Annotated in this window: 22 protein-coding genes and 2 tRNA genes; 7 read left to right on the top strand and 17 right to left on the bottom strand. The window is 52.7% G+C overall.

Going from position 1 to position 20,710, the window contains the following annotated elements; genetic code table 11:
- Positions 1-39: 39 nt before the first annotated feature.
- The 8 genes from IP582_RS14720 to mdtK form a co-directional block, all read right to left on the bottom strand.
- The gene (locus IP582_RS14720) at positions 40-1,479 is read right to left on the bottom strand and encodes a serine protease (protein ID WP_193793644.1); all 1,440 of its coding nucleotides are present in this window, start codon (positions 1,477-1,479) and stop codon (positions 40-42) included.
- A 2-nt stretch (positions 1,480-1,481) separates the two neighbouring features.
- Positions 1,482-2,084: a hypothetical protein gene (locus IP582_RS14715; protein ID WP_193793643.1), complete on the bottom strand. Its 603-nt coding sequence runs from the start codon at positions 2,082-2,084 to the stop codon at positions 1,482-1,484.
- 23 nt (positions 2,085-2,107) lie between these two features.
- Entirely contained in the window at positions 2,108-3,613 is a 1,506-nt protein-coding gene (locus tag IP582_RS14710) for a DUF2235 domain-containing protein (protein WP_193793642.1), read from the bottom strand.
- A 229-nt stretch (positions 3,614-3,842) separates the two neighbouring features.
- Positions 3,843-3,919: transfer RNA gene (locus tag IP582_RS14705), tRNA-Val, on the bottom strand.
- A gap of 10 nt (positions 3,920-3,929) precedes the next feature.
- Positions 3,930-4,006 (bottom strand) — tRNA-Val (locus IP582_RS14700).
- Between the two features lie 316 nt (positions 4,007-4,322).
- On the bottom strand, positions 4,323-4,592 hold the full coding sequence (locus tag IP582_RS14695) for a hypothetical protein (protein WP_193793641.1): 270 nt from the start codon (positions 4,590-4,592) through the stop codon (positions 4,323-4,325).
- A gap of 253 nt (positions 4,593-4,845) precedes the next feature.
- Positions 4,846-5,130, bottom strand: coding sequence for a hypothetical protein (locus tag IP582_RS14690; protein WP_193793640.1), 285 nt, complete (start codon positions 5,128-5,130; stop codon positions 4,846-4,848).
- Between the two features lie 118 nt (positions 5,131-5,248).
- Complete coding sequence (gene mdtK / locus IP582_RS14685; RefSeq protein WP_079498098.1) at positions 5,249-6,622, bottom strand: MdtK family multidrug efflux MATE transporter; 1,374 nt, start codon at positions 6,620-6,622, stop codon at positions 5,249-5,251.
- A 483-nt stretch (positions 6,623-7,105) separates the two neighbouring features.
- Between mdtK and IP582_RS14680 the strand changes: the two genes are divergently transcribed.
- Both IP582_RS14680 and IP582_RS14675 read left to right on the top strand, forming a co-directional pair.
- The gene (locus tag IP582_RS14680) at positions 7,106-7,714 is read left to right on the top strand and encodes a class I SAM-dependent methyltransferase (RefSeq protein WP_193793639.1); all 609 of its coding nucleotides are present in this window, start codon (positions 7,106-7,108) and stop codon (positions 7,712-7,714) included.
- Between the two features lie 128 nt (positions 7,715-7,842).
- Positions 7,843-8,484, top strand: coding sequence for a riboflavin synthase subunit alpha (locus IP582_RS14675; protein ID WP_193793638.1), 642 nt, complete (start codon positions 7,843-7,845; stop codon positions 8,482-8,484).
- 138 nt (positions 8,485-8,622) lie between these two features.
- On the opposite strand, the gene cfa is transcribed toward IP582_RS14675, so the two are convergent.
- Positions 8,623-9,771 (bottom strand): cyclopropane fatty acyl phospholipid synthase, encoded by a 1,149-nt coding sequence (gene cfa / locus IP582_RS14670; protein WP_041851568.1) that lies wholly within the window; start codon positions 9,769-9,771, stop codon positions 8,623-8,625.
- Between the two features lie 301 nt (positions 9,772-10,072).
- Positions 10,073-11,272, bottom strand: coding sequence for a purine nucleoside transporter PunC (punC, locus tag IP582_RS14665; protein ID WP_193793637.1), 1,200 nt, complete (start codon positions 11,270-11,272; stop codon positions 10,073-10,075).
- 113 nt (positions 11,273-11,385) lie between these two features.
- Between punC and punR the strand changes: the two genes are divergently transcribed.
- Positions 11,386-12,297 carry a DNA-binding transcriptional activator PunR gene (punR, locus tag IP582_RS14660; RefSeq protein WP_193793636.1) on the top strand — a complete coding sequence of 304 codons (912 nt, stop codon included), beginning with the start codon at positions 11,386-11,388 and terminating at the stop codon, positions 12,295-12,297.
- A gap of 16 nt (positions 12,298-12,313) precedes the next feature.
- On the opposite strand, the gene purR is transcribed toward punR, so the two are convergent.
- Positions 12,314-13,339: an HTH-type transcriptional repressor PurR gene (gene purR / locus IP582_RS14655; protein ID WP_041851565.1), complete on the bottom strand. Its 1,026-nt coding sequence runs from the start codon at positions 13,337-13,339 to the stop codon at positions 12,314-12,316.
- A gap of 298 nt (positions 13,340-13,637) precedes the next feature.
- Here purR and IP582_RS14650 point away from each other — a divergent pair, with 298 nt between their 5' ends.
- Together IP582_RS14650 and IP582_RS14645 are read left to right on the top strand one after the other, a co-directional pair.
- A complete protein-coding gene (locus IP582_RS14650; RefSeq protein ID WP_193793635.1) occupies positions 13,638-13,727 on the top strand; it encodes a YnhF family membrane protein in 90 nt (29 codons plus the stop codon).
- Positions 13,728-13,893: 166 nt separating this feature from the next.
- Positions 13,894-15,063 carry an MFS transporter gene (locus tag IP582_RS14645; RefSeq protein ID WP_193793634.1) on the top strand — a complete coding sequence of 390 codons (1,170 nt, stop codon included), beginning with the start codon at positions 13,894-13,896 and terminating at the stop codon, positions 15,061-15,063.
- Between the two features lie 28 nt (positions 15,064-15,091).
- Here IP582_RS14645 and sodB read toward each other — a convergent pair whose 3' ends face one another.
- Together sodB and IP582_RS14635 are read right to left on the bottom strand one after the other, a co-directional pair.
- A complete protein-coding gene (gene sodB / locus IP582_RS14640; RefSeq protein WP_079498092.1) occupies positions 15,092-15,673 on the bottom strand; it encodes a superoxide dismutase [Fe] in 582 nt (193 codons plus the stop codon).
- 120 nt (positions 15,674-15,793) lie between these two features.
- On the bottom strand, positions 15,794-16,630 hold the full coding sequence (locus tag IP582_RS14635) for a C40 family peptidase (RefSeq protein ID WP_193793633.1): 837 nt from the start codon (positions 16,628-16,630) through the stop codon (positions 15,794-15,796).
- 341 nt (positions 16,631-16,971) lie between these two features.
- Between IP582_RS14635 and grxD the strand changes: the two genes are divergently transcribed.
- The gene (gene grxD / locus IP582_RS14630; RefSeq protein WP_041851561.1) at positions 16,972-17,319 is read left to right on the top strand and encodes a monothiol glutaredoxin 4; all 348 of its coding nucleotides are present in this window, start codon (positions 16,972-16,974) and stop codon (positions 17,317-17,319) included.
- Positions 17,320-17,356: 37 nt separating this feature from the next.
- Here the strand turns inward: grxD and rnt are convergent, their stop codons facing one another.
- The 4 genes from rnt to IP582_RS14610 form a co-directional block, all read right to left on the bottom strand.
- Positions 17,357-18,007 (bottom strand): ribonuclease T, encoded by a 651-nt coding sequence (gene rnt, locus IP582_RS14625; RefSeq protein WP_193793632.1) that lies wholly within the window; start codon positions 18,005-18,007, stop codon positions 17,357-17,359.
- A 92-nt stretch (positions 18,008-18,099) separates the two neighbouring features.
- Positions 18,100-18,507: a lactoylglutathione lyase gene (gene gloA / locus IP582_RS14620; RefSeq protein WP_041851559.1), complete on the bottom strand. Its 408-nt coding sequence runs from the start codon at positions 18,505-18,507 to the stop codon at positions 18,100-18,102.
- Between the two features lie 84 nt (positions 18,508-18,591).
- The gene (locus IP582_RS14615; protein WP_193793631.1) at positions 18,592-19,686 is read right to left on the bottom strand and encodes an alkene reductase; all 1,095 of its coding nucleotides are present in this window, start codon (positions 19,684-19,686) and stop codon (positions 18,592-18,594) included.
- Positions 19,687-19,739: 53 nt separating this feature from the next.
- Positions 19,740-20,336 carry a TetR/AcrR family transcriptional regulator gene (locus IP582_RS14610; RefSeq protein ID WP_041851557.1) on the bottom strand — a complete coding sequence of 199 codons (597 nt, stop codon included), beginning with the start codon at positions 20,334-20,336 and terminating at the stop codon, positions 19,740-19,742.
- Positions 20,337-20,455: 119 nt separating this feature from the next.
- Between IP582_RS14610 and IP582_RS14605 the strand changes: the two genes are divergently transcribed.
- A complete protein-coding gene (locus tag IP582_RS14605; RefSeq protein ID WP_041851556.1) occupies positions 20,456-20,695 on the top strand; it encodes a DUF1289 domain-containing protein in 240 nt (79 codons plus the stop codon).
- The last annotated feature ends 15 nt before the right edge of the window (positions 20,696-20,710 follow it).

The raw sequence follows: 20,710 nt of genomic DNA, 5'->3' as shown, positions 1-20,710 counted from the left end.
ATAGCGCATTTGACGGCAGAAAAATCCTGCCGTCTATTATTAATGCACCGGGTAGGTGGACATCTGTGTGGCGAGGACAAATTTCGCCCACTGTTGCAAATACTGCGGGCTGGAATGACACAAAACATACTGCCCGACAGGGGTCACACACTGTTCCACATCATTATTAAATGTCGAAATCCCAACGAAAGTGCCGTCGCGGGCCATCAATGTTTCGAACTGATGCGTGGCTTTGAATCTTCCTGGTCCCAACTGCTGACGGCCGAAGAAATAGGCCTTCCGGTTAACGACAAGACCGTCAGAGCGTTGCTGGGGACCCCAGGTTGTTAACACCTGATCGGGATAGCTACCGAGGTTGGGCGAAATTTTGGGGGTAACAATCTGCTGTTCAAAGGTGATGGAAGCCTGATTGACCTCATGCTGGTTGGCTGCGGGGCTGGCGGAGATAACCTGTTCAAATGTTCCGTTCGTCGTCGCGGCCACACAGACATTGCCCTGTTGTGTGAGCGTCACATCATCCGGTACGGCAAGTGTGGCGCCACTTTCCAGATGCGTCCATAGTTGAAAACGAAAGCCTTGCAGAACATTGATCGGTACAGCGGATACGCTCGCGGTGCTGTAAAGCCGGTTCACGTCATCCGAAGTTTTGGCCGCTTCCTCAAACGTTACGGTATTGCCTTTATTGAACGTCAGACCGCCGCAGGTAACCGTGACGCTCGATACCGGGTTTGTGACAAACGCATAAGTGCTATTCGAGAGACTCACGCTGCCGTTTAGCGGTTCGTTGGACTGCGCAAGGTCATTGAGCAGAGTGGCTGGCCATCCCCAGCTGGCGGGGACCGTCCCGTTTTTCAGCCCTCCGGCAACGATAGCAATAACCCTGCCTTGATCATCGTAAACCGGCCCGCCGGACATGCCCGGGAGCAACTGAGATGAAAAACGGATCACCGATTGCTGAGTGTCGATGTCCGTACCGGAGAGGCTTTGGGTGTTTGCAATCGGTAACCATTGCCCCAGAACTGAGCTGCCCGCGACGCCCATTCGCACATCCTGTTCACCGATGGAAAGCATTCCCAGCCCATACCCCAGCGCCTGATAATCGCTATCCGGATTACCCGGCGAGGTTTGCGACAAACTGTTTTTTGTGGGTGGGGCGTTCACGATTAATAGTGCCAGATCGTTGCGTTTCAGCACCCGCGCCAGTTTGGCCGTTGCGAACGGCTGTCCTGGGGCATTTTCATACCAGAGCTCGATGCTGCTGCACCCCCCAACCACATGCCAGGCGGTAACCACATGTTTAGCATCGAGCCAGGCGAAACCAGTTCCATTGCGCGCTGGCGTGCTGCCATTACAGGATCTGGCCTGAACTAACATCACCGATTGTTCAACTTGCTCGGTGATGTGCGCCGGAACCTTTGCTGAGAGGGTGAAAACGGGGATAGCTGCTGCCAGCAGGACGTAATAGTGGTGTTTACGCATTGTTATTCGACCCCACAAATATAAAACAACGCTGCCTGACCAATTTTTTCACGCCGTTCTGGCGGCAAATGCATGATTTTTTCAGCTAATGACTGCCAGTGCGGCCCTTGTTTTGCAAGCCATGCCATTTGCTCGTCAACCGTCCCACTACGACGCTGGGCAAAGTCACTGCAAAAATCGGGAATGCCGGCATACAATGTCGAGTGTGTCGAACCTGGCGTATCAACGACTTTTACGCCCTCAGCCACCATGCCGTATTTCATTCGCATCACAACCTGTTGGATCCGATTGTCCTCGATACCCAAACGTTTCAGTTCAGAGACAAGCTGTTCCGAGGTTGGGGAGAGGGTGTCATGGGTTCGTATCCAGATACTCACAGGGAGTGTGACGATCATGGCGAGGGCAAAGGAAATAATTCGGGCGTGGTTAAGTGCGCCCGCTGTAAGCTTTGTTGAGCCAGCAAGACCAAAGAAGGCGGTTGCCACTGCCAGGACCGTAGTTAATACCGTTGACGTCACACTGGCTGTCGTTAGCCCAGTGAGAAGACCGGTGAGAACACCTAACGTCAGACCCGCAAAGATATCCGCCAGCATCTGCCTTGCCATGCTTGCCTCCAGGACGTCTAAAACTAGATGCGTGTTACCGTCAGTTCCACGCTGCCATTGTTGTTGCCATACATTTGCCAGGCATCATTGGCAAAGGCATACAAATAGCCGCTCTTTTGCGGCGTAAAAGTACACTCTGAACCAATGCGGAACACCTCATGAGGCAGAAAGTTGGTGGCGTTTTTCGGTGGCGTTTCGGGCAAGACGTCATTGGCGACCATCCCCATTAAGGCAAACCATGGGGCATCTTCTTCACGCCTGGTATACCAGAAATCCGCCTGGTGATTATGTGTCAGCTTTTGATACAGCGCTTCGGCTTTCCCTAACAAAGATGCTGCCATTTGTACCGCTTCTCCCGGCTGAAATTTCCCGTCATTGGTTCCCTGTGGGCCACATATAATACTGCTGTCTTTCCACTCGCCGGTGGCGCTCAGACGATAGGCCACGCCGCCTTCCAGATAGATTCCGGTGGCGTTCCAGTGCTCGCGGGCATAAATCTTCCGGGTGTCGGCTTCGCCTGTTTTTTTTAAGATAATGCCAGGCCAATAAATGCCCTGGAGGATAGAAGGGCAGGTGTGGCGAGTCATGGCAGACGCATGGAAGGGAGATGCGGGTAACTCAAAACAGGGCACATTACGCGGACGGGTTTTCAGTGATGCGAAGACGCCGGTGACAGAATCATGCAATTGATCGAGTGGGTCGGGCTTAAGTTGTTTCAGCACATCGTCCCGGAACTGCAAACCCAGCGCCTTCGCCTCTTCTATCATCCACTCCAGCGCACCGTCGGAGAGGCCGCAACGTGAGTAGCCGCCGCCAATATCGGAATGGACGCCGGGAAACCACAACTGGACAACATCCGCATCAGCAGGTACATCGGTCCACAGCGTAGGGATAAAACTTTGCCTTTTTTCATCAATCGCAACCGCATGACGAGCGTGCCGGATATTGTGGCTCAGCGCGGTGTCATGAAAACGGTAGTTATTGGCGTTGTCGATAAGATTCAGTATGACCATATCATCCGGCACGCCCAGCGCCCCGACGGTATCCCAGACGCCGATAAAATGGACCGGAAGATCGGTTCCATCTTTGTGTAAGGGCCATGCCGGGGCTTTTGTTTGCGGGTCGCGATAGTGGGCAAAAATATCGCTGACGGCAGACCAGATATCGCTCTCACTCATTCCTGCAGGATTCAGTAACCCACAGCGGGAGATCATCCCGGACAAGCTGCGCACGGTATAGGCCCCACGGCTGAATCCAAATAACCAGATGGTTGCACCGGGCTGGTAATTGCGCGCCAGCCAGTTGTAGGCGCTCATAATGTTGTTATCCAACCCTTCACCGGTTCCTCCGCCGACAACACGATTCCACCACCCGCCATCGGTACCGACGCCGGGATGGTAATAAACCTGTTGTTCAGGTATGACGGACAGCGCATTACGCATTTTTACGACGTTGGTGGGGGCTGGAATTCCGTTATCCATTTGATCTGGCGTGTTCCATGTGCCGTCGCAGAATACGATCAGATGCATTTTGGATCTCCAGTTAACCGGAAAAAAAAGTGCGGCTAATGACGATCCAGTAATAGTTTATTGCGGAGTTTTTCGCGTATATCTTTAAAAGAAGACGCTAACCTGCGGGAAATTTGTATTTTCACAGGTGAAAGAGCGGGAATACACGATAAGCGAAACGGTAAATGCTGGCGTTGCGCAAATGGAAATGCGGGATAAACGGAAGAGGGAAATAAGGTGTTACCGAGAATGGTGCGTCCGAGTGGACTCGAACCACCGACCCCCACCATGTCAAGGTGGTGCTCTAACCAACTGAGCTACGGACGCACTAAAGAGATGGTGCGTTCAATTGGACTCGAACCAACGACCCCCACCATGTCAAGGTGGTGCTCTAACCAACTGAGCTATGAACGCATTGTTGTGCCTGACAACGGGGACGAATATTAGCGGCAGCCTTGTGATGTGGCAAGAAGAAAATCGCTATTTTCTACCGGAATGCGCCCGACTGCGGAACTTTTATACATGAACGGCATATTTCACTGATGTTAAAGGATAATGATTGAGCAGAATGCATTTCCGAAGCATTGCTTTGACGATTATCCGCACAGTACGTGATTTTGCGTCTTCCCTCCGGCATTACATTTTATGGCGCAAAAAACCGCAATGCGCCATGTCCTTCGCTTAACGGACAGGAGTAAGCACCGGTTGACCTGTAAAATAGGCCTGCAGGTTATCTAACACTAACTTGAATTCCCCATGCGATAGCCATCAGCAGTGCCATCGCATGATCGGCGACGGAGGTATCACCGGTCCCCGGTCCATGGGTGATGGTGATATTTCGCGCTTTTGCAGCCGATAGATCGATATTTTCATAGCCGGCACCCAGCGCGCAGATGATGTTGAGTTTCGGGAGTGCTGTTATCGCAGAGGCATTGAGGCCGGTCGAACCGTTGGTGAGGACGGCGCGGATGCGCTCGCCGTCGTGTTCTACAACCTTCACACGATCCGACGCTGTGGGGCATAGTGTATTTCAAAGCCCGCAGCGGCATGCCGGGAAAGGTGCTCTGATGCAAGTTCAACCGTAACAAGTAAAGGGATCGACATAACGGAGCCTGAGTATACTCAACTGATTTTAAGGGGAGGGTTAACACATTCAGGAATCTGCGGGAGATATATAGCCTGAGAATGATCCTCATGTCACACAAAAGCAAGCGACGGCCGGGGCTATCGCAAGACAATTGTGTGACAAAAAATCAGGTGAGATAAAACAGATGAACCAGAACCGCGCCAATCAGCAGCCAGCAGGGAAGCGAGAAATAAAAGACGCTTTTATTGTCACGTTCGCTTTTCATGACGAGCAACACCGCAAATGCGATGACCAGTAGCGCGATAAAGACGAGTGTGAGTGGCTTGCTGACGGCAATCATCTTCAGGGCGGTAAACAGAAGCAGAGTGGAGGCTATGGTAAAAAGCTTGATTTTTCGCGTGAAAGCCACGAAACCTATAACAAAGTAAGTTAACGCAACAATGCCAGACATCAGGCGCTCCTTTTGCTGAATGTCTCTCGTTTCACCAGGATGTTTTGGATATCTTCGCGCATTGAAAGCCGGTCGCCTGGTAAGGAAACGTAGCCGCCCGATGACGGCTACGCCGATATTAACGCGCGGCGCGCTGCAAAATGATGGACGATGGCTGGCGCTGCAGGAAACGCATTCTGAGCATCATCAGAATAGCCGCCGACGTCAGCCCAATGATAAAGCCCATCCAGAATCCCGCCGGGCCCATCCGATCAACCACCAGGTCGGTTAACGCCAGTATATAACCTGCCGGTAAACCCAGTACCCAGTAGGCGGTAAAGGTAATAAAGAAGATAGAACGTGTATCTTTATAACCACGCAGAATCCCGCTGCCGATAACCTGAATCGAATCGGAAATCTGGTACAAACCGGCCAGCAGCATCAATTGCGAGGCCAGCGTGACGACCTCAGGATTGTCGTTATAAAGCAGCGCGATATGCTCACGCAGCGCAACGGTAAAGATAGCGGTCAGTACCGCCATGCACACTCCCACGCCAAGGCCGGTGTGTGCGGCTGTTTGTGCGTCAAGCGTGGATCCTTGTCCCAGGCGAAAGCCGACACGGATTGTGACGGCGGCGGCAAGCGACATCGGCAACACGAACATCAGCGAACTAAAATTCAGGGCGATCTGATGACCTGCCACATCCACAATGCCCAGCGGCGATACGAGCAGGGCCACAACGGCAAAGAGGGTCACTTCAAAAAAGAGAGCCAGCGCGATAGGCAGACCAAGCTGTACCAGACGTTTCAGAACGCTCAGATCCGGTTTGCCAGAATGCGTTTCATTGCGAATGTCACGCATGGACCCCGCCCGTTTAACGTACGAGAGCATGGCGACAAACATCACCCAGTAGACCGATGCCGTTGCCACGCCGCAACCCACACCGCCCAGCTCCGGCATGCCGAAATGACCATAAATAAAGATGTAGTTAATGGGAATGTTCACCAGCAGGCCGAGGAAACCCATCACCATGCCGGGTTTGGTTTTCGCCAGCCCCTCGCACTGATTACGTGCAACCTGAAAGAACAGGTAGCCCGGCGCACCCCACAGCAGGGCGCGTAAATAGCCCACGGCTTTATCCGCCAGTTGCGGATCGATGTCATGCATGGCGTGAATAATGTAACCGGCATTCCAGAGCACGATCATTATCAGAATCGACACCGTCGCGGCCAGCCAGAAGCCCTGACGTACCTGATGCGCAATACGCTCGCGACGCCCGGAGCCGTTAAGTTGCGCCACCGTCGGGGTCAGTGCCAACAACAGTCCATGACCAAAAAGGATGGCGGGCAGCCAGATAGAGGTCCCAATGGCGACAGCAGCCATATCGGTGGCGCTGTAACCGCCAGCCATAACCGTATCAACGAACCCCATTGCGGTTTGGGCGACCTGCGCGAGGATCACCGGGATAGCCAGGGCGAGCAACTGGCGCGCTTCTGTAAAGTACTTCTGCACTGAAAACACCTTGGTATAGTTGTTATATGCGATGAATGTTTAATTCATTAAAAATATAGATGTGTCTTCTGGTCCGGGACACTGCGGGGATGGTCAGAAATCCAGCATAGCGTTAAGCATTGCGATCAAATCCTTGTTCATCTTGCTTTTCCGTTTGAGTAAACCAGTCAGGCGATCACGCCCATCGGGTCGGTTGTGAATAAAGGAAAGGCGCCGGGAAAAACCAGCACGTAAAAAGCGTCGGGGTACGGTAACGCGTGCCCGAAAAGTATCGTCGTCTCCCGTCTGTACCCGGGATGTTAACGCGAAGCGGTTGTTTCTTTATTCTATTATCAGAGTTACAGGCAAATCTTACAGCTTGTTGCACATTTTTGCCACGTTAACGATAAGTGAACGTTATCAGTCCCACTGTTTTTGGCAGGGGAGCACTGTACGTCAGTTCCCTTACCTTATGTCTGACATTAAAAAGAGAGGCTGAACATCATGGAATCTGACGCGGCGAAGCAAATTCTTTCGCTCTACGAAAAACATGCTGAAGAGTTCGCCAGGCAGCGCTCTCGTCAGCTATTTGAAAAAAAATGGCTCGACAAATTTATACAGCTACTCCGGCCGGGCGGGCATATTCTGGATATCGGCTGCGGAAACGGAAAACCCATTGCTGAGTATTTTATTGGCAGCGGCTTTACGCTCACGGGCGTGGACGGTTCAGCGGCGATGATTGCACAGGCGCAGGCGGATTTCCCGACGCAACGCTGGATCCATCATGACATGCGGCATCTGGCAATGGATGAGACCTTTGATGGTCTGATAGCCTGGGACAGCTTTTTTCATCTGACACAGAACGATCAACGCGCCATGTTTCCCCTTTTTGCAGCACTTAGCCACCCGGGCAGTGCATTAATGTTTACCAGCGGTACGTCGAATGGCACAGCGATGGGGACATTCGCCGGCGAGCCGCTGTATCACGCGAGCCTCGCGCCTGAGGAATACCGGAAGATCCTGGCACAGCACGGGTTCACCGTTGTCGATGTACAGTTTGAGGATCCGGCGTGCGGTTATCACTCTATCTGGCTGTGTAAGAAGGTGAATTGAGATTATCGTGTGGTTTTATACCTCCCTTGCCATCATCCGCCCCGCGAGGCTGGCAACATGATTTTCCTCCTGTTATTGTGCGTTTTAGAAAACGGCGGTGCCGTAAATGACATACAGGAGTGGTAGGCATGTTTACTGGTATTGTACAGGGCACGGCAAAACTGGTGTCCATCGATGATAAGCCCAATTTCCGAACTCACGTCGTCGAGCTACCGGATCATATGCTGGAAGGGCTTGAAACCGGGGCGTCGGTGGCAAACAACGGTTGCTGCCTGACGGTCACGGAGATTAATGGCAGCCATATCAGTTTTGATTTGATGAAAGAGACGCTGCGCATCACTAATCTGGGTGAGCTGGCGGTCGGCGATGCGGTAAACGTTGAGCGCGCGGCAAAATTCAGCGATGAAATTGGCGGGCATTTAATGTCGGGCCATATTATGACTACCGCGGAAATCGTTAAAATCCTGACCTCCGAAAATAACCGTCAGATCTGGTTCAAGGTACAGGATCCGACGCTGATGAAATACATCCTTTATAAAGGCTTTATTGGGATTGATGGCATTAGCCTGACGGTGGGCGAAGTGACGCCAACCCGTTTCTGCGTGCATCTGATCCCGGAAACATTGCAGCGTACCACGCTTGGCAGTAAAAAATTGGGTCATCGCGTGAACATCGAAATTGATCCGCAAACGCAGGCGGTTGTCGACACGGTTGAACGCGTTCTGGCGGCCAAAGAGGCAGCGGCCGCTGTTGTCAGTAACGACGAATAATCCCGCGAAAAAAGAGTGAGCTAATAAGGGAGAATATGAAAAGTATTCTCCTTTTTTATGCCAGCAGAAAAGGGGTGTTGGTTGATAAGCTGCACGGTATGACAGAAAGAAAAAACCCCGCAAAAGCGGGGTGGGCTGTTAGCGTGCTACGCGAAGTCCGTGTTCAATACCCCGGCTGAATACCACCTGCCAGAGTTGAATATCCCGCGCACGGAAAGCGCCTGCGCAGGCGTTCAGGTAGTAACTGAACATGCGTTTAAACCGTTCGGAATAGTTATCGGCGATTTCTGGCCAACTGGCGAGGAATCGTTCATACCAGGCCATTAATGTTTTATCGTAGTCTGCGCCGAAATTATGCCAGTCTTCCATCACGAAATGGGACTCACTGGCATTCGCTATCTGCCGCACTGACGGAAGGCAGCCATTGGGGAAGATATAACGATCAATCCAGGGATCCACATTATGATCGGTTCGCCGTGAACCAATAGTATGTAGCAGGAAAAGACCATCCGGTTTGAGGTTACGATCAACGACGGTAAAGTAGGTGTCGTAATTTTTAGGACCGACATGTTCGAACATACCGACAGAGACGATGCGGTCGAACTGATCGTTCAGATCGCGATAATCCTGCAGGCGAATATCGACATCCAGCCCCAGACAACGCTGTTGCGCGTGTTTTTGTTGCTCGGCAGAAATAGTGACACCCACGACGCTGACCGCGTAGTTTTGCGCCATAAATTGCGCCAGACCGCCCCAACCGCAGCCAATGTCCAGCACGCGCATCCCTGGCTTGAGCTGAAGTTTTTCGCAAATCAGGCGTAATTTTGCGATCTGCGCGTCTTCAAGGCGCTCAGCATCTTTCCAGTAGGCGCAAGAGTATTGCATCTGCGGGTCCAGCATGCGGGTAAAAAGATCGTTACCCAGGTCGTAATGCTCTTTCCCGACGATCCATGCGCGTTTTTTGGATTGCAGATTAAATAATCTTGCCCCGGCGATACGAAGGGTATCTTTTAAATGACGCGGAAGCTGTTTTTCCAGCCCGGCACGCAAGACTTTCGTAAAAAACACATCCAGCCGGTCACATTCCCACCAGCCGTCCATATAACTTTCCCCCAGTCCGAGCGACCCCTCCTGCAAAACACGTTTAAAAAAATCAGGGTTTTTAACCTGAATATCAGATGCCGACGGCCCATTAACCTGGATACCGGCGCGGCTCAATAACTCGTTTGCGATACGGAACCAGTTATCATCCCGTACGCTAACCTCTTCTATACACGATGAACTCATAACTTCTCCACCACCAGCAAGTGATCAGAACCTTAAAAGAGCGTAGACGCTTTTTGAGGTATGTGAGAAATCTCACGGTTTGCGCCGTGAGGCTGATATCCGACGTAGAACAGAGGAAGGGAGATGACCCTTGCCAGAAAGGCCTTCCATGGACAAACGGGAGCACTCCGGCTCCCGTTAATACTTAATATTTATCGTATTTGTAACTAGCCGGAAAAGAGTATAGGCCTCAAAATCCGGTGATACAACAGAAAACTGTTAGCAAGCTAATCACTAAGCTGTAACATAGTCGCTCATGAAATTACGCGTGCGAGGACGATTCACTGGTTTCATCTGCTTGATAACTCTCACTTTCCTGGCGCTGCATACGGTAGCCAAAAGCGACCAGAACGACCGTTGACAGCATCACGCTGGTGGTGGCGAGCAGCGGTTGGGTAATCAGAGCCGATACCACCAGGCTTGCGACAAAACAAAGCCCTAACTGCAGTGTATTCTGCAAGGCGGCCGCCCGTCCGGTAGCCTGCGGGAAGGGGCGCAACGCCTGAGCTACGACAATCGGATAGATTGCGCCATTTGCCATCGCCATCAGACAGAAGGGGAGCAGCAGGGCGGTCAGTGAGGCGCCAGGCATTAACCCCACGCCCCAGGTTGCCGCAACGCTCAATGCGAAGGTCAGCAGCAACCACGGTAATAAACGGGCACCAGACCATTTCTGCAAGGCGGCGCGACAGCCGTAGCCCCCGACCAGAAAGGCGATGGTTTGCGGCACATAACTCAGGCCGATAACTGCCGGGCCGTAGCCCATTTCATGAAGAATAAACGGTGAACCGGTAAGCCAGGCAAAAAAGCTTGCTGAGCAGGCGGCATAAATCAGCACGTTGCCACGATAGGCTTTATCGCGCAACAGCGCGGCGAAGGTCAGCGCCTGTGCGGTTTTTGCTGGTTTCTGCGCGCCAGGACGCAGACGCAGTGCCGGAAGCATCAATATGACGGTGATAACAAATAATGTGGCGAAGATCGCCTGCCAGGAGAAGTGCGCCAGAATCCAGCTACCAAGCAGCGGCGCAAGGGCAGGCGATAACCCCACCAGCGGCATGATGGTGGCAAAAATGCGGTTTGTACGCTGCGCCGGATAGTGATCTGTCACCAGCGCCTGCCAGGTCACGGCAGCAGCACAGACACCGACCGCCTGGACAAAACGCAACACCAGCAACAAGACAGCATCCTGAACCCACAGCATACCAAGGCAGCCGACGGCGAAAATGGCCAGGCCGCTTAGCAAAATGGGTTTACGGCCATAGCGATCCGACAGCGGTCCCCAGACCAGTTGGGCAACGGCAAAGCCCGCAAGGAACAGGCTCAGCGTCGCACTGACCGCTGCGGCAGAGGTATTTAAATCTTGCTGAATATCGGCGAACGCCGGCAGGTACATATCGGTGGCCAGAAAGCCCAGTACGCTTAAGCCCGCGAGCCAGACTAAAAATCCTTTTCCAGGTTGCATGGCAGATCTCTTTTTTATGGCAGGTTAACAGGGCTCCAGAGTCTAAGGAGTGCAAGTCGGCTTGTGAAACGCTAATATTTGCGCATTGGTTTCAAAATTTTTGCAGGCAGATTATGTGGTCAGAATATTCTCTCGAAGTGGTTGATGCCGTGGCGCGAAACGGCAGCTTTAGCGGTGCGGCGCAGGAGTTGCATCGCGTGCCTTCTGCGGTCAGCTATACCGTGCGTCAGCTTGAAGAGTGGCTGGCGGTGCCGTTGTTTGAACGTCGTCACCGGGATGTGGAGTTGACGCCGGCTGGCGTGTGGTTTTTGAAAGAGGGGCGTTCTGTTATCAAAAAAATGCAGATCACCCGTCAACAATGCCAGCAAATCGCCAACGGTTGGCGGGGGCAGCTATCTATCGCCGTCGATAACATCGTCAAACCGGAACGTACGCGCCAGATGATTGTCGACTTCTATCGCCATTTTAGTGATGTCGAACTGCTGGTCTCCCAGGAGGTGTTTAACGGTGTGTGGGATGCGCTGGCCGACGGGCGTGTCGAACTGGCTATCGGCGCGACCCAGGCGATTCCTGTCGGGGGCCGATTTACTTTTCGCGATATGGGCATGCTGAGCTGGAAATGCGTGGTCGCCCGCCATCATCCGCTGGCGACAATGGCATCACCGCTAAGTGATGATACATTGCGCAACTGGCCCTCACTGGTACGCGAAGATACTTCCCGCTCGCTGCCTAAACGTATCACCTGGCTTTTGGATAATCAGAAGCGGGTTGTCGCCCCGGACTGGGAGTCATCTGCGGCCTGTTTGTCTGCCGGGCTGTGTATTGGGATGGTGCCTGCACATTTCGCCCGGCCGTGGATCGATCGCGGTGAGTGGGTTGCGCTGGCACTGGAAAACCCCTTCCCGGACGCCGCCTGTTGTCTGACCTGGCAGCAGAATGATGCCTCACCGGCGCTGAGTTGGTTACTGAGTTATCTGGGCGACAGCGAAACGCTGAACAGGGAATGGCTGCGGGAGCAGGAGTGAACTGCTCCCGGCAGGATCAACGGCGATAGTCGCGGAACGGACCATCGGCAACCGAGCGGCGTTCAATCAGGCGCGGATGCACTTCAATCGACTGTGACTCTTCACGTTTGTTCACGATACGGTCAAGCAGCATGTTAAACGCGGTTTCCCCCAGCGAGTCTTTCGGCTGGTGAATGGTCGTTAGTGAAGGGGTAAAGAAACGCGAATTGCGTACGTTATCATAACCGATCACCGAAATATCCTGCGGCACGCGCAGGCCCATTTCGTCTGCCGCACACAACGCGCCCATTGCCATAATATCGCCGCCGCAGAACACCGCGGTCGGGCGAGAGGACTGGGTCAGGATCTGTTGCATGGCGCGATAGCCGGACTCCGGTTCAAAGTCACCCTGCACGATCCAGTTTTCTGGCACGGTGATATGGGCCTCTTCCATCGCTTTCATAAACCCGCTCAGACGGCCTGCGCCCGTGTTGCGCTCAAGGGGGCCTGGGATAACGCCAATTTCACGATGGCCGCGTTCAATCAGGTAACGGCCAGCCATATAGCCGCCGGCAAAGGCATTATCGATCACCGTATCGGTAAAATCGGCCTTCGCTTCACCCCAGTCCATGACCACCATCGGAATGTGGCGATACTCTTCCAGCATGCTGAGTAACGATTCCGGATATTCAGAACACATGACCAGCAGGCCATCCACACGTTTTTGCGCCATCATGGACAGGTAGGCGCGCTGTTTTTCCAGGTTATTCCAGGCGTTACCGAGAATAAGGGTGTAGCCTTTCTGGAAACAATTTTTCTCAACCGCCTCGATGATCTCAGCGAAATAAGCCGCCTCGCTGCTGGTCGCCAGCAGGCCAATAGATTTTGTGTGATTGACTTTCAGGCTGCGGGCAACCGCGCTGGGGGAGTAATGTAATTCTTTAATCGCCGCCCAGACGGCGTTACGCGTCTCTTCTGCAACGAAACGCGTCTTGTTAATTACGTGTGATACGGTTGTGGTGGAAACGTTTGCTCGCTTCGCTACGTCTTTAATCGTTGCCATCAGATCTTACTCCAGACCATATCGTAAACTCCTGATAATACATAAGGTAAACGTTTGCCTTCCATCACCCTGTACCCATAGAAGGGATTGCAATACGCCGGGAAAAAGACACTGGACGTCAGGAGGGGAGTCAATGGCCGGTACGCTAATAAATTTAGCGTCGAATTTTGTCTGATCTTGACCAAAAGGGGAAGTGCTAAAACGTGTATCACCCTAAATCCTGCAAGATTTTTACGATTATTTGTGCAAAAATGCGTTACATCACTTTTTGTGTGGAAATTAATAAGGAGAAAAATTGATGAGCACCGACCTGAAGTTTTCTTTAATGACTACCGTGATTGTACTTGCCCTGATTGTTGCTGCCGGGCTGACTGCCGCGCTGCATTGATTTATCCCGAGGGAGAGGCTTCTCTCCCTCGTTTTACTCCTCGATTGTCATCAAATTAGCAATAGTCTTTTCCCATTTCGCTAACTTCTGTTTTTTGTGATTAATGTCATACTTTTGACTTCTGTGACGGTGTCGCGCGTCGACACGGCAATTCCGGAGTCTATTTATGAAAATTAATTTCCCACTGCTTGCCCTGGCGATTGGCGCTTTCGGCATCGGTACGACCGAATTTTCCCCCATGGGGTTACTCCCTGTTATCGCCCAGGGCGTGGATGTCTCGATCCCGGCAGCGGGTATGCTTATTAGCGCTTATGCCATTGGCGTGATGGTTGGAGCACCGTTAATGACGTTGCTGCTTTCACACCGGGCGCGACGTAATGCGCTGGTATTTCTGATGGCAATTTTTACCCTGGGCAATGTGCTGTCGGCACTTTCACCTGATTACACAACACTGATGCTCTCCCGCATTATCACAAGCCTTAACCACGGCGCTTTCTTTGGGTTGGGTTCTGTGGTGGCTGCAAGCGTGGTGGCAAAAGAAAAACAGGCAAGCGCAGTGGCGACCATGTTTATGGGGCTGACTATCGCCAATATTGGCGGTGTGCCCGCAGCAACCTGGCTGGGCGGGGCGATTGGCTGGCGCATGTCGTTCCTGGCGACGGCGGGGCTGGGGGTTATCGCCATGGTCAGTCTCTATTTTTCCTTGCCGAAAGGCAGCGCCGGCGAACGTCCTGATGTACGCAAAGAGCTGGCGGTCTTAATGCGACCTCAGGTGGTTTCCGCGTTGCTGACGACGGTACTGGGGGCAGGGGCGATGTTCACGCTCTACACCTATATTTCACCGGTACTGCACCGTATTACCGATGCCACCCCAGACTTTATCACCGCGATGCTGGTGCTGGTGGGCGTTGGATTCTCCATCGGTAACTACCTTGGCGGCAAGCTGGCTGACCGCTCGGTCACGGCGACCCTGAAAGGCTTCTTGCTGTTATTGATCGTGATTATGGTTGCGATCCCCTGGCTGGCGCGCAGTGAAATCGGTGCGGCAATCAGCATGGTTATCTGGGGCGCGGCAACCTTTGCGGTAGTGCCTCCGTTGCAGATGCGTGTTATGCGTGTGGCACATGAAGCCCCAGGGTTGTCGTCGTCAGTCAATATTGGCGCGTTTAACCTGGGCAATGCGCTGGGGGCAGCGGCAGGGGGGGCGGTGATTTCGGGTGGTCTGGGGTATACCGTTGTGCCGGTCACCGGGGCGATTATTGCAGGTATGGCGTTACTGTTGGTGCTGTTTTCCGGCAGAGCCAGCGCAGAGCGCACCTGCACAGCAGCGGAGTAAAAAACAGGAGGGTTTCCCCTCCTGATGATTACGCGGCGAGGTTCTTCGCGACAAACTCCCAGTTGACCAGCGCCCAGAAATGCTCCAGATAGTTTGGACGGGCGTTACGATAGTCAATGTAGTAAGCGTGTTCCCACACATCCACAGTCAGCAGCGGCGTGGCGTCGGTGGTCAGCGGTGTTCCGGCATTTGATGTCGAAACAATGGCCAGTTTGCCATCGGCGTTTTTCACAAGCCACGTCCAGCCTGAACCAAAGTTCTTCACTGCAGCATCCGTGAATTTCGCTTTAAACTCAGCAAAGCTGCCAAAAGCTTCGGTGATCGCAGCAGCCACTGCACCGGTTGGTTCACCGCCTGCGTTCGGGGCCAGACAATGCCAGTAGAAGGTGTGGTTCCAGACCTGGGCTGCATTGTTAAACACGCCGCCCTCAGAGCTACGAATAATCTCTTCCAGCGTTTTGCCTTCCAGCGGGCTGCCTTTAATCAGGTTGTTCAGGTTGGTGACATAAGCCTGATGATGTTTGCCGTGATGGTACTCCAGTGTTTCCGCAGAAATGTGCGGAGCCAGGGCGTCTTTTGCATACGGTAATGCAGGTAATTCGAACGACATTGCTTCACTCCTTATTGTTGTAATGCACTCAATAACCTTATTGAGTGTAAGGATAGGGTAGCAAATCGAAAGGGGAGAAAAAAGAGAGAGTTACCTGCCGCATTAGCGGCAGGCAGGAGATTAGCGGATGGTTTTTGGCGTAACCACTCTGCGGGCACCCACATAATGACGCTGCCAGTAATCTTCGCTTAATGAGGTAATCTGAATATCCTGGCCGCTACGTGGTGACTGAATGAATTTGCCGTTGCCGACATACACACCCACGTGATCCGCGGTACCACGACCCTGTGTACGGAAGAACACCAGATCGCCGCTTTCCAGTTCCGCAACGTTGACCGGAGAGGCATCACGCAGGTGATACATTTCGTTCGCGGTGCGAGGAATACGGAATTTCACCAGATCTTTATAGGCGTAATAGACCAGACCACTGCAATCAAAGCCGGTCATCGGGGAGGTGCCGCCCCAATGGTAAGGTTTGCCAATCTGATTCATCAGCTTGGACATGGCAGTTTTCTGTACTTTCTGGATGCGGACTTTGTGCGCATCGGAAAGCGCAACAAGTTTGCTGTTTTTCACTTTTACACAGTGCGCTTTATGGCCTTTACGCTTTGTGCATTTTTCCGTCATAGCGGTAGCGGCGATGGGTTTCGTGCTGGTTTTACTGTGACGGGAGGAATTCTTACTGATGGTATTTTTGCTGCTGGTTGACGATTTTTTCGTCACTGCCACTTTTTTATTTCCGGCTTTAGCCGTTGTTTTTGTTTCGGTGCGACTGCTTTTCTTTGATGTTTTTTCTGTGGTGGTTTTTTTCTTACTCTCGGATGCTTTCGCCAGATGCGTTGTCTTATGCACGGCCGAACCTCGCGTCTGCTCGGAAGCATTCGCTAATGGCGTGAAAGTCAACGTGGTGAACAACAAAGCACAGAGCGTGATCGAAGCTGTATGAATTCGCGCCACTGAGCAATCCCCTGATAAGTGCAGGCATTCAATAATGCTTGCGTATGATTTAGAACCGCGTCGATTCTAATCTAAAAAAAGCACAAAAGTTAATAGGGTTTTTGCATCTAAAACTGTGTTTCGTTAGCAAGCGCAAAAAAAATCACCAATTGGCTCTGGAAGAAGCTCAAATGTTGAACTATTGGCGTGCGGTGAAACGTAAGATAAGTGATATTTTAAAAGCAACTTATCGCGACAGACGATAAAATAATGAGTGGTGAACAAAATGTTATTTTCGGTTACGCACCTTAACCGTTACAATGACGACTATCTGCCGAAAAGAAGTTGAAGGAAGCAAGACAATGAGCTCTACCCTTGAAAAAATCCAGCGTCAGATCGCTGAAAACCCGATTCTCCTGTATATGAAAGGCTCTCCGAAGCTGCCAAGCTGCGGCTTTTCCGCACAGGCAGTGCAAGCGCTCTCCGCCTGTGGCGAACGTTTTGCTTACGTTGATATTCTGCAAAACCCGGACATTCGCGCCGAGCTGCCGAAATATGCAAACTGGCCGACCTTCCCGCAACTGTGGGTTGATGGCGAGCTGGTTGGCGGGTGCGACATCGTAATCGAAATGTACCAGCGCGGCGAATTGCAGCAGCTGATCAAAGAGACGGCGGCGAAATACAAATCCGAAGAGCCGGACGCGGAATAATCATCGCAATAAAAAAGCGACCTTCGGGTCGCTTTTTTTATGCCTCGCTATCTGCGATGGGTAGCGGCCAGCCGCCCAGCCGTTTCCAGCGGTTAACTATCTCGCAAAACAGCAGCGCAGTCTGCTCAGTGTCGTACAGCGCGGAGTGCGCCTGGCTTGCGTCAAAATTAATGCCGGCGGTGGCGCAGGCTTTTGAGAGCACCGTTTGCCCCAGCGCCAGCCCGCTCAACGAGGCGGTATCGAAAGTGACGAACGGATGGAACGGATTACGCTTAAGGGATGCACGCTCAGCGGCAGCCATCATAAAGCTGTGGTCGAAGGTGGCGTTGTGAGCCACCATAATGGCGCGATTACAGTTCTGATCTTTAATACCTTTACGCACCATCTTGAAAATAGCGTGGAGCGCGTCGTGCTCGCTCACGGCACCCCGCAGCGGGTTATTCGGGTCGATACCGTTAAATGCCAGTGCTTCCGGCTGCAGGTTCGCTCCCTCAAACGGTTCAACATGAAAATGCAGGGTGCTGTCAGGCATTAACCAACCCTGGTCGTCCATTTTCAGCGTGATGGCAGCGACCTCCAGCAGTGCATCGGTTTTGGCGTTAAACCCGGCGGTTTCAACATCAATCACGACAGGGTAAAAACCGCGAAAACGGTCGCACAGACCGGTAAGTTGGGCGTTATCGGACATTGGAGTCTCTTGCTAAGGGAAAATGGCAGCGCATTATGGCAAATTTTGCGAAGGGATGTAAAACAGCGGGCGCCACAGGCGCCCGTAAAGCATTAATTGCCCAAACCGCGTCCCGCGTCTTTGGCTTCAATCAGTTCGACTTTATAGCCGTCCGGATCTTCAATAAAAGCGATAACAGTGGTGCCGCCTTTTACCGGACCCGCTTCACGCGTTACGTTGCCGCCATTTTGACGAATACGCTCACAGGCTTCTGCCGCATTATCCACTTCCAGCGCGATATGACCGTAAGCGCTGCCCAGGTCATATTTATCTACGCCCCAGTTATAGGTCAGTTCGATAACTGCCGTTTCTGTTTCCGGACCATAGCCCACAAAGGCCAGTGAGTATTTGTATTCCGGGTTTTCACTGGTACGCAACAACTGCATGCCCAGCACTTTGGTGTAGAAATCGATGGAGCGTTGCAGGTCGCCAACGCGCAGCATGGTGTGAAGTAAGCGCATAATGTCCTCTTAAGCGTCAATGAATTGTCATTCGAAACAGAGTTTTAGTATAGCGGCGGATCCCTGCCGCTATCAACGAAGTGATTATAAAGAAGGGTAGTCGGTATAACCTTCCGCGCCACCGCCATAGAAGCTTTCCGGGCGTTGCGGGTTCAGTTCTGCTTTGCGCTGCAGGCGTTCAACCAGATCCGGGTTAGCGATGTAAGCACGACCAAAGGCCACGGCGTCAATCAAGCCTTTCGCAATCAGATCTTCTGCTTTTTCTACCGTGTAGGCGCCAGCACCGATGATGGGGCCGTGGAAACGCTCACGCACTTTGCGACGGAACGCCTCGGTGTAAGGCTGACCGCCTGCCCAGTCCGGCTCGGACATGTGCAGATAGGCAATCCCGCGTTTACCCAGTTCTTCAATAAAGTACAGTGCGTCTTCTTCTTCATTCGGGCCGTTATCGGTGTTCTGGAAGGAACCGATAGGGGAGACGCGAATACCGATGCGATCCGCATTCCAGGCAGCGCTGACGGCATCAACAACTTCCAGCACCAGGCGGGCGCGGTTTTCGATGCTGCCGCCATACTGGTCGGTACGCTGGTTGGCAGACGGTGACAGGAACTGGTGCAACAGATAGCCGTGGGCAGAGTGCAATTCGACTAAATCAAAACCGGCTTCACGTGCGTTGATGACCGCCTGACGAAAATCATTGACGATGCCCGGAATTTCGCTGGTTTCCAGCGCTCGTGGCATCGACGTGTCTTCGCGGGTTGCGTTGCCGTTGGCGTCACGCAAAGAGGTCCGGGTACCTGAACTGATCGCCGAAGGGGCAACAGGTGCCTGGCCGCCAGGCTGCAGGCTGGTGTGAGAAATGCGCCCGGTGTGCCAGAGCTGAACCGCCATATGGCCGTTTTCAGCGTGTACGCCGGCGGTGATTTTTTTCCATGCGGCAATTTGTTCCGGGCTATGGAGGCCCGGCGCGCCTGCATAGCCTTTCGCTTGTGCAGAGATTTGGGTCGCTTCACTGATGATTAGGCCAGAACTGGCGCGCTGGCGGTAGTATTCGCCCATCAGCGGAGTCGGGATATCGCCAGGCTCAATGCTGCGCAGACGTGTCAGCGGAGCCATCAGTACACGGTTTGGGATGGTAATCGCGCCAATTTTCAGCGGCGTAAACAAATTGCTGGACATAAATTCTCCTGAATAGACCGGTCGACTAGTAAAGTGGGAAATAAAAACGCCTGTTAGAGAGGCGCTGCAATAATCGTTTTCGCATGGGCCAGCGCACTTTCCAGCGGCACGGCACTGCGTGAAATCTTAGCCTGCAGATTGGCACCCAGCCACAGGGAATAGAGCACCTGCGCCTGGGTCAGCGCATCACCAGTAAAGGTCAGACACTGATCACGGCGGCCGCTTTCCAGCGCCTGTGCCAGTAAGGTGATAATGCCACTGGCACCTTTGTCCATGGCTTCGCGCATCGTTTCTGACAGGTCACACACCTCGGCAGAAAGCTTGACGGTCAGGCAGCCGCTGATAATCCCCTGATCACAAAACTGGATCAGTGTCTGCTGATAATAGGCGAGCAGACGATCGCGATAGTTTCCTGCGCCTGTGGCAAAATGATCCGTCAGACGCTGGTGATACCCGGCATAATGACGTTCGAGCATCGCAACCCCGAATGCCTCTTTCGAGCGAAAATAGTGGTAGAAAGAGCCCTTCGGCACTTCCGCTGTTTTCAGTAATTCGCTTAACCCCATGCCCGTAAAACCGCGATGCATGCATAAGCGTTCGCCGGTTTCCAGCAGGTGTTCGCGGGTATCGTGTTCAGTATTTCTGCTCATGGGCACAATCTACTAGACCGATTGGTCTATTGCAAGTAGCAATAGATGCGATCTCAATCTTGCAGGTTCCGCGCGCGCAGTCTTCAATAAAGAGAGACGAATACTACAGGAGGCGATGCGTGCCAGAACAACTGGAGTTTTTCCCCGTCCAGAGCCCGTGCCGGGGAATATGCCAGTCAGATGAGCGGGGATTTTGCCGTGGCTGTATGCGCAGCCGCGAAGAACGGTTCAACTGGCAAACCATGAGTGACGCCCAAAAACAGGATGTCCTGCGCCTGTGTCGTCAGCGTTTTCTGCGCAAATTACGGGCGAATAAAGCACTCCCGCCTGAAGAACCTGAGCAACCTTCACTGTTTTGACGCCATAATTGCGTA

Source organism: Citrobacter sp. BDA59-3, assembly GCF_015167655.1.
Taxonomy (GTDB): domain Bacteria; phylum Pseudomonadota; class Gammaproteobacteria; order Enterobacterales; family Enterobacteriaceae; genus Phytobacter; species Phytobacter diazotrophicus.
This window is presented reverse-complemented; position numbering and strand designations above follow the sequence as displayed.

Excerpts from the sequence above, each read along its gene's own strand:
- IP582_RS14720 (WP_193793644.1), bottom strand. The coding sequence starts at position 1,479 with ATGCGTAAACACCACTATTACGTCCTGCTGGCAGCAGCTATCCCCGTT.
- IP582_RS14715 (WP_193793643.1), bottom strand. The coding sequence starts at position 2,084 with ATGGCAAGGCAGATGCTGGCGGATATCTTTGCGGGTCTGACGTTAGGT.
- IP582_RS14710 (WP_193793642.1), bottom strand. The coding sequence starts at position 3,613 with ATGCATCTGATCGTATTCTGCGACGGCACATGGAACACGCCAGATCAA.
- IP582_RS14690 (WP_193793640.1), bottom strand. The coding sequence starts at position 5,130 with ATGTCTGGCATTGTTGCGTTAACTTACTTTGTTATAGGTTTCGTGGCT.
- IP582_RS14680 (WP_193793639.1), top strand. The coding sequence starts at position 7,106 with ATGGAATCTGACGCGGCGAAGCAAATTCTTTCGCTCTACGAAAAACAT.
- IP582_RS14675 (WP_193793638.1), top strand. The coding sequence starts at position 7,843 with ATGTTTACTGGTATTGTACAGGGCACGGCAAAACTGGTGTCCATCGAT.
- cfa (WP_041851568.1), bottom strand. The coding sequence starts at position 9,771 with ATGAGTTCATCGTGTATAGAAGAGGTTAGCGTACGGGATGATAACTGG.
- punC (WP_193793637.1), bottom strand. The coding sequence starts at position 11,272 with ATGCAACCTGGAAAAGGATTTTTAGTCTGGCTCGCGGGCTTAAGCGTA.
- punR (WP_193793636.1), top strand. The coding sequence starts at position 11,386 with ATGTGGTCAGAATATTCTCTCGAAGTGGTTGATGCCGTGGCGCGAAAC.
- purR (WP_041851565.1), bottom strand. The coding sequence starts at position 13,339 with ATGGCAACGATTAAAGACGTAGCGAAGCGAGCAAACGTTTCCACCACA.
- IP582_RS14650 (WP_193793635.1), top strand. The coding sequence starts at position 13,638 with ATGAGCACCGACCTGAAGTTTTCTTTAATGACTACCGTGATTGTACTT.
- IP582_RS14645 (WP_193793634.1), top strand. The coding sequence starts at position 13,894 with ATGAAAATTAATTTCCCACTGCTTGCCCTGGCGATTGGCGCTTTCGGC.
- sodB (WP_079498092.1), bottom strand. The coding sequence starts at position 15,673 with ATGTCGTTCGAATTACCTGCATTACCGTATGCAAAAGACGCCCTGGCT.
- grxD (WP_041851561.1), top strand. The coding sequence starts at position 16,972 with ATGAGCTCTACCCTTGAAAAAATCCAGCGTCAGATCGCTGAAAACCCG.
- rnt (WP_193793632.1), bottom strand. The coding sequence starts at position 18,007 with ATGTCCGATAACGCCCAACTTACCGGTCTGTGCGACCGTTTTCGCGGT.
- gloA (WP_041851559.1), bottom strand. The coding sequence starts at position 18,507 with ATGCGCTTACTTCACACCATGCTGCGCGTTGGCGACCTGCAACGCTCC.
- IP582_RS14615 (WP_193793631.1), bottom strand. The coding sequence starts at position 19,686 with ATGTCCAGCAATTTGTTTACGCCGCTGAAAATTGGCGCGATTACCATC.
- IP582_RS14610 (WP_041851557.1), bottom strand. The coding sequence starts at position 20,336 with ATGAGCAGAAATACTGAACACGATACCCGCGAACACCTGCTGGAAACC.